Here is a 580-nt window from a genome sequence, read left to right as displayed (position 1 = left end):
CATGCTCAGCCAGCCGATGACGGCGACGGCGGGAATCCAGCCGATGAGGAAGCCCACCGTGGGACCGGCCAGCGAGGTGAGGGTCGTGCGACCGCCGGCGAGAACGGGCAGTGCCAGTCCCAGCACGATCACGGTGAGCACCGACAGGACACCCTTACGCGCGCCGAGCAGTGCACCCGCGAGCATCACACCGAGGGTCTGCAGCGTGATGGGCACGCCGGACGATCCGATGCTGATCTGGCCGGGCAGTCCCAGGGCGATGATCAGGGCGGCGAAGACGGCGATCTGCGCGAGGTCGCGCGCGGGGATACGGCGGGACGAGGACACGGTTACTCAGCCTTCTGATATGGACGGTGAACCCGTAGAGCCTAAGCCGTACCGGCGTGCCGCACGTCATCGGCCCGTGTCCGGCTGCCCGAAGGTCACACCGGGGTGCACCTCCGGGTGTCCCCTGATCTTTCCCTGATATCTGTGCTGACCTGGTGTTTTTCGCTTCCGGAGCTGTCAGGATCGAGGCGTACCAAGCAAACGGAGTCCGGCACGGAAGAGGTCGGCATCGAGGTGGGAGTACCCATGTTCT

At 65.9% G+C, this 580-nt stretch carries 1 protein-coding gene; it reads right to left on the bottom strand.

Annotated elements, in window-relative coordinates:
• Nucleotides 1–327: biotin transporter BioY (locus tag R1101_RS0125165; RefSeq protein WP_016935850.1), on the bottom strand; the 327-nt coding region annotated here is incomplete at its 3' end.
• Nucleotides 328–580: the final 253 nt, after the last annotated feature.

The sequence above is a fragment of the Rhodococcus sp. R1101 genome, assembly GCF_000278445.1.
Lineage (GTDB): Bacteria > Actinomycetota > Actinomycetes > Mycobacteriales > Mycobacteriaceae > Rhodococcus > Rhodococcus gordoniae.
Note: the sequence above shows the minus strand (reverse complement) of the source record. Positions and strands in the feature narration are given on the sequence as shown.